Origin of the sequence: Gelidibacter sp. (assembly GCF_039916245.1) — a bacterium.
Classification (GTDB): Bacteria; Bacteroidota; Bacteroidia; order Flavobacteriales; family Flavobacteriaceae; genus Gelidibacter.
On the sequence record NZ_JBDSLS010000001.1, the window covers coordinates 22765 to 28768 of the forward strand.

Here is a 6004-nt window from a genome sequence, read left to right on the forward strand (position 1 = left end):
TCATTATTAGATTGAATACGAATTTCAGTTATAATCGTCATTAAAAAAGATTCCCACTTTCGTGGGAAATGTTATGTCCCTAAAAAAAGCAATCCTAGTAATCATCATCATTTTGTTGATTGACCAAATCAGTAAATTTTATATTAAAACCCAGTTTTCTTTACACCACAGAATTGAAGTTTTTGATTGGTTTCACATCTTATTTGTAGAAAATGATGGCATGGCTTGGGGCACCAAACTCAGTGATTTCATAACGGGCATTTCCGATAGGACGGCAAAATTAGCACTCACTATTTTCCGTATTGTCGCCGTCATTGGTATTGGCTATTGGTTGGTAAATGCGGTCAAAAAGAAGGGGTCTAAAATTCTTATTGTGGCCATTGCACTGATCTTTTCTGGTGCTTTGGGAAATATTATAGACTCTGTATTTTATGGCATCATATTTACGGACAGCTATAGTCAAGTTGCAACGTTTTTACCTGAAATAGGCTATGATACTGTATTTCATGGGAGGGTGGTGGATATGTTACATTTCCCAATCTGGAAAGGTGTCTTGCCAAGTTGGATTCCGTTTTTTGGAGGGGATTATTTTACTTTTTTTGAACCCGTTTTTAATGTGGCCGACATGGCAATTAGTACCGGAATCGGGATGTTGATTGTCTTCAATAAAAAAGCTTTTCATGAGCATGAGGAAGAGACTATTGCCCAAGCTACTACTAAAGAAAACGAATAGCTTTTAGGTAACTTGCGCATTAATCTAAAGGGACATGCGATATTTCTCTTCAGTTCCAAAGAATATCAGGTGAATTTAAATTATGCAGTTTGTCTGAAAATATTTTCCAGCTCTTTGATATGTGTCGGTTTAATCAAGTAATCTTTTATGTTTGACAAGGATTTGGCGCGTTTGATATCGGCAGGATCAATCGAAGAACTTACAATATAAAGGGTAATGACCTTCTTGAATAGTTTTTCAATTTTTGTAAAGCGCTCAATAAATTCCCATCCATCCATTATCGGCATATTGAGATCAATAAAAATAATATCTGGAATTTTATCTTCGTTTAAATTTTGCAACAAGGTTTCAAAATAATCGATGCTTTCTCTGCCATCGTTAAACACCAGTAGGTTTTCGCACAATTTTCGGGTTAAAATAATTTTTTTGAGAAGTCTGACATAAAGATTATCGTCATCAATAATACAAGCGAGGGAGGTCGTATTTTTCATGTTTAAAATTGTATTTTGAATGTCGTTCCATGGTCCAAAATGCTTTCTACAAAGATTTCGCCATTCAAGGACTCTATTTGGTTTTTTGTGATGAACAAGCCAATACCAACAGCATCTTCATTGCGATGAAACGTTTTATACATTCCAAAAAGGTTTTTGCCATATTTTTCAAGGTCAATTCCCATGCCGTTATCACTGATCTCCAGAATGGTTTTACCGTCTTCCATATAAGTTCGTATCGCTATAATGGCGGTTCGGTCTTGTTGACTGTATTTTATAGCATTGGTGATCAAATTCAAAAATATACTTTCCAGATAAGCTGGGATGTAATTGATGCTTTTGACTTGCTTAAAATCTGAGTGAATCGTAACGTCTTTCTTAATAATGAGGCTGATAATCGATTTTAGCACCAGATCCAAAGCATCCTGAAAATTGACTTTGACCTTATTTTGATCGGTTCGCGTTTGAATGGTTACCACGTCGTTGAGATGTTCTATGGTTGAATTTAAACTCTCAGAAACGTCTTTGATACTCGCAAGGAGTTCCTCTTTTTCAGTTTCGTCAGTTGTTTCTTCAATTAATTCCATAATGAGTGAAAGATTGCTCGTATGCGATCTCAAATTATGAGAAACGATATGGGCGAAATTGAAAAGTCGTTTATTCTGTGATGAAATGATTTCTGCGGTTTTTTGAAGGCTGAGTTCTTTGAGTTTGTTATCATCAATATCCTGAAAAACACCGCGTAGTCCGACAATTTCTTTTTGGTCATTATAGACGGGTTTGCCAATGGCCTTTACCCAAAATTCACGCTGGTGGGCGGTGAGCGCTTTTATTTCTGTTTTGAAAGATTTGCCATGGGCTGCACATTGCTGAAACAATTGGTGAGCAAGCTCTAAATGGTCCTTGGCAATATAACTCGCAGCATGTTTAAAGGATGGAATGTAATCTTCGGGATATTCGAAAATACGTCTGGTTTCTTGGTCCCAATAAGTACGCTTTTTTATAAAATCAACATACCAACTTCCAGTGGAGTTCATTTCAGCAGTTTCTCGGTAAAAAAAGTTATCATCTTTTACGTGAGCGTCAGGTTTTATCTTGAGAGGTATAAACGAAATAATCTTTGAATTGGAATAGCCGTTTTTTTGCGACAATTTGAGCGCTGACTTGCATTTGAATTCCTTCAAGATCCCATTTTTGCATCTGAGTGTTAGGGACTGTTCAAAATCTTCGCCATCCTTTAATAACCGGAAATAGTTGTACCTGAAAATGTCCCGCTGTCCTGCTTCTAATACCGTATAGAGAAAATAGTTTAAATCGATATGCACATCCTGGGCAGAGCATCCAATGATATCAAGAAAGGAAGCGGACCAGCTTATTTGATTGTCATTTATTTGCCAATAGCCGACATCAGGATTTAGGATGACGTCTGGGAATATTTGCTCTTTTTGCATGGTAAATGGGATAGGTGGGGAAATCCAAAGCTCAAAAGTAGTGCTTTTTCACAAATTAACGTATAAAGGTGCGTTTAATCGGTTTTTTTAAAAGCGATAATGCTTATTTGGAGTCACACAAAAATCCAATGCGATATCGCCTGAGTGAACCTCTTTAAATTCATCTTCAGCTTCAAAAAAAGAGAGTCCTATTTTCAAGGTTTCTGGTCGGCATTCGGATAAGAATTTATCATAAAAGCCTTTTCCGTAACCAATGCGATGTCCTTTTTGGTCGAAGGCTAAAAGCGGCACAAAAACCACATCAATTTTATCAGTAGTGACTTCAATCCCGTCAACAGGTTCTGGAATGTTCCAGCTATTTTTCTTGATGACGGTGGTGTCCAATAACAGATAGTGAATCATTTTTAAACTTTCAAAATCAGTTTTCGAAATGACGATGTTCTTATCTTTTCCAGATAAAATATTAAGGATATAGTCCGTATTGACCTCTTTATGTTCTGTAATACTTAAAAATATATGGTAAAATGAAGCATTCCAAATGGGTAGTTGTAGCAATTGATTGGAAATGTCCAAACTATAGGTTTCAATCGTCTCAGGGGAAAGTTCCTGTCGTTTTTGTTTATAGAGTCGTCTTAATTCTGATTTAGTCATATTGTAAAAATACTATTTTCTAGGTATTAATAATCATATCATAATCTTTTGTAAATTTGATATAAAACCATTAGTTATGGAAATAATTAAGCTTAAAATCAGTAAGGAATTTTATGATGCTTTTTTGGAGATAATTCAAAAATGTAATCCTGAAGATGTACAAATTGTCGATGAGGGATATCATTCTACTAAAGTTTATCTTGACGAGCAGTTGAAGGATTTAGATTCCGAGTCATCGGATTTTTTGTCTATTGATGAACTTGACATGCTGTTAGAAAAGGTTTTATCTAAACATGCAAGTTAAAATTCTAAAAAGTTTCTCTTTAAAACTTGCAAGACAAATTGCATATATTACTGCAGATAAACCCCAGGCGGCCAGAAAATTTAAGAACGATCTACTTGCAAATCTTGAAATGCTGTCTAATATGCCTTATAAGAATAAGAAATCTATTTACTTTAATGACTCAAATATTAGAGATCTCATTTTTAAAGGTTATACAATTGTTTACAGGATTAAGCCTGAACAGAAAGTGATAGAAGTATTCGGTTTAATTAAATATGAAGAAAATATTTAGGCTCTAACCTGCTTCGTAATATGAAATAAGGCATCGCCTTGATACACCAATGAGGCCTCATTCACATTAATGATATAGCCTTCGATGGTCGATTTTACTTCGTGAAAAATTTTACCATAAGGATCCGTAATTTGACCCAAAACATCATCAACATTCACCTTGGTATTTACAGTTACTATGGATTTAAACATCCCTGATTGTCGAGCTCTTATCCATTTGCTGTCTTCAATAAATACCGTAGGTCTTTTGGGTGCTGAACAGGCAATCCGGTGGTGTAACATGCCATAATGCGCCAAAATTCGTTTGACACCTTCCACGCCAACTTTTGAAATGGTATTATCTACATAAAACGATTTTCCGCCTTCATAAAGTAAAATAGGTTTCCCTAATTGATAACAGGCATTTCTAAACGATTTTGCAATATGATTCGAATAAAGCACAAACGGAGCGCCAAAAATTCGTGCCAATTCATCCAACTCCGGATGGTCTTTAATAATCCTTATCTGCGCCGCATTAAACCGGCTGGCGCCTCCTGTATGGAAATCGATAATCAAGTCCACATCTGGGATAATCTCATGCATGAGCCTGTGCGCCACTCTGCTCGCCAAAGACCCATTGGACGATCCTGGAAACATCCGATTCAGGTCACGACCATCAGGGAAGGCGCGGGTACTGTTTAAAAATCCAAAAATATTCAAAATCGGCATGCAAATAATAGTGCCGCGTTTTGGACGGTTAATTTTTCTTGTGATAAGTTGCCGTACGATATCCACACCATTGATTTCATCGCCATGAATACCTGCCGTAAACAAAATAGTTGGCCCAGGGATTTTGGCACGTTCAATAATAATGGGGATCTCTATTTTTGTACCGGTGTGGAGCTTTGCAATATTAAAATTGATTTCCCGCGAGGCGCCTAATGGAATCTCTTCACCTAAAATAGTGATCGTGTTTTTATTGAATTGAGGCATAAATAGGGTTAAACGTTACGTTCAATATATCTGATGATGCTTTTTGCAATGTCTTTTTTAGTCGCAGCTTCAATGCCTTCAAGGCCTGGCGAAGAATTAACTTCTAAAATTAAAGGGCCACGTGACGATTGCAACATGTCCACACCACAAACACCTAAGCCTAATACTTTTGCAGCTTTTAAAGCAGCATTTTCCTCTTCATCTGTAAGTTGGATGATTTCTGCAGTACCGCCTCTGTGAAGGTTAGAACGAAACTCGCCTTCTTTTCCTTGACGTTTCATGGCACCTACAATATTTCCATCCACAATAAACGCTCGGATATCTGCACCTTTGGCTTCCTTGATAAACTCTTGAATAATTACACGAGCTTGCAACCCGTGAAAAGCCTCAATGACCGATTCTGCGGCATTGTTGGTTTCTGCTAAAACAACCCCTAAACCTTGCGTGCCCTCTAAAAGTTTGATGACCAATGGCGCACCACCTACAGAAGCAATGACTTCAGAAGCGTCTTTTGTATAATTTGAAAAAACAGTTTTTGGCATTCCCAATCCAGCGCGTGAAAGGACTTGAAGACTTCTCAGTTTGTCTCGAGATCTTACCAAAGCCTGAGATTCCACCACTGAAAACACCTTCATCATTTCAAACTGACGTACTACTGCAGTTCCATAAAAGGTAACCGAAGCACCAATGCGCGGAATTATAGCATCGATGTTTTCTATAAGACGGCCTTTATATAAAATGGCAGGATTCTTTTTTTCAATAATAATGTCACATTTCAAAGGGTCGATCACTTCACAGTGATGCTTGCGTTGTCTGGCAGCTTCTACTAAGCGTTGGGTAGAATATAGATGAGGGTTTCGGGATAATATAATAATGTTCATTGAGCTCGTTTTGCTTTAAAGTTTGGGTGTATGAAAAATTAGTGTGATTGGGTAAAAGTGTTCGCCCAATGCTTATTTATTTTTGTTGTTATAAGATAAGTCTTTTTGAGTAACATCTACTATGAATTTTTTGGATATAAACTTTCGACCTATCAAAACGGGGAATCTCATATCTTCCCGTGTACTCAACGTCAGTGAAATATTATATTTTTTGTCGAATAAAATAATTTGTGTCTTAATCTTGTATCGTT

At 36.7% G+C, this 6004-nt stretch carries 9 protein-coding genes; 3 read left to right on the forward strand and 6 right to left on the reverse strand.

Translation table 11 applies throughout. The features are described from left to right. The first annotated feature begins 73 nt into the window (after positions 1-73). Complete coding sequence (locus ABIQ28_RS00090) at positions 74-733, forward strand: lipoprotein signal peptidase (RefSeq protein WP_348034716.1); 660 nt, start codon at positions 74-76, stop codon at positions 731-733. Between the two features lie 80 nt (positions 734-813). Here the strand turns inward: ABIQ28_RS00090 and ABIQ28_RS00095 are convergent, their stop codons facing one another. The 3 genes from ABIQ28_RS00095 to ABIQ28_RS00105 all read right to left on the reverse strand — a co-directional run bounded on the left by ABIQ28_RS00095 (position 814) and on the right by ABIQ28_RS00105 (position 3326). After that, a complete protein-coding gene (locus ABIQ28_RS00095; RefSeq protein ID WP_348034709.1) occupies positions 814-1224 on the reverse strand; it encodes a response regulator in 411 nt (136 codons plus the stop codon). 2 nt (positions 1225-1226) lie between these two features. Next, positions 1227-2675 (reverse strand): PAS domain-containing protein, encoded by a 1449-nt coding sequence (locus tag ABIQ28_RS00100; RefSeq protein ID WP_348034710.1) that lies wholly within the window; start codon positions 2673-2675, stop codon positions 1227-1229. Positions 2676-2762: 87 nt separating this feature from the next. Then, positions 2763-3326: a 5-formyltetrahydrofolate cyclo-ligase gene (locus ABIQ28_RS00105; RefSeq protein ID WP_348034711.1), complete on the reverse strand. Its 564-nt coding sequence runs from the start codon at positions 3324-3326 to the stop codon at positions 2763-2765. 76 nt (positions 3327-3402) lie between these two features. Here ABIQ28_RS00105 and ABIQ28_RS00110 point away from each other — a divergent pair, with 76 nt between their 5' ends. Next, positions 3403-3630, forward strand: a complete 228-nt coding sequence (locus ABIQ28_RS00110) for a hypothetical protein (RefSeq protein WP_348034712.1) — start codon at positions 3403-3405, stop codon at positions 3628-3630. Next, positions 3620-3901, forward strand: coding sequence for a type II toxin-antitoxin system RelE/ParE family toxin (locus ABIQ28_RS00115; protein ID WP_348034713.1), 282 nt, complete (start codon positions 3620-3622; stop codon positions 3899-3901). Before ABIQ28_RS00110 ends, ABIQ28_RS00115 begins: the two co-directional genes overlap by 11 nt. Here the strand turns inward: ABIQ28_RS00115 and ABIQ28_RS00120 are convergent. From ABIQ28_RS00120 to ABIQ28_RS00130, 3 genes are all read right to left on the reverse strand, one after another. Then, positions 3898-4872: a succinylglutamate desuccinylase/aspartoacylase family protein gene (locus tag ABIQ28_RS00120; protein ID WP_348034714.1), complete on the reverse strand. Its 975-nt coding sequence runs from the start codon at positions 4870-4872 to the stop codon at positions 3898-3900. The two genes, ABIQ28_RS00115 and ABIQ28_RS00120, sit on opposite strands and share 4 nt — an antisense overlap. Before the next feature lie 8 nt (positions 4873-4880). Continuing rightward, the gene (gene rimK / locus ABIQ28_RS00125; protein ID WP_348034715.1) at positions 4881-5753 is read right to left on the reverse strand and encodes a 30S ribosomal protein S6--L-glutamate ligase; all 873 of its coding nucleotides are present in this window, start codon (positions 5751-5753) and stop codon (positions 4881-4883) included. A 72-nt stretch (positions 5754-5825) separates the two neighbouring features. Next, positions 5826-5993 carry a RimK/LysX family protein gene (locus ABIQ28_RS00130; RefSeq protein ID WP_348034717.1) on the reverse strand — a complete coding sequence of 56 codons (168 nt, stop codon included), beginning with the start codon at positions 5991-5993 and terminating at the stop codon, positions 5826-5828. Positions 5994-6004 lie beyond the last annotated feature (11 nt).

Bases quoted from the DNA above. Each gene is read 5' to 3' on its own strand.
- ABIQ28_RS00120 (WP_348034714.1), bottom strand. From the start codon at position 4,872: ATGCCTCAATTCAATAAAAACACGATCACTATTTTAGGTGAAGAGATT.
- ABIQ28_RS00110 (WP_348034712.1), top strand. From the start codon at position 3,403: ATGGAAATAATTAAGCTTAAAATCAGTAAGGAATTTTATGATGCTTTT.
- ABIQ28_RS00095 (WP_348034709.1), bottom strand. From the start codon at position 1,224: ATGAAAAATACGACCTCCCTCGCTTGTATTATTGATGACGATAATCTT.
- ABIQ28_RS00115 (WP_348034713.1), top strand. From the start codon at position 3,620: ATGCAAGTTAAAATTCTAAAAAGTTTCTCTTTAAAACTTGCAAGACAA.
- ABIQ28_RS00090 (WP_348034716.1), top strand. From the start codon at position 74: ATGTCCCTAAAAAAAGCAATCCTAGTAATCATCATCATTTTGTTGATT.
- rimK (WP_348034715.1), bottom strand. From the start codon at position 5,753: ATGAACATTATTATATTATCCCGAAACCCTCATCTATATTCTACCCAA.
- ABIQ28_RS00100 (WP_348034710.1), bottom strand. From the start codon at position 2,675: ATGCAAAAAGAGCAAATATTCCCAGACGTCATCCTAAATCCTGATGTC.
- ABIQ28_RS00105 (WP_348034711.1), bottom strand. From the start codon at position 3,326: ATGACTAAATCAGAATTAAGACGACTCTATAAACAAAAACGACAGGAA.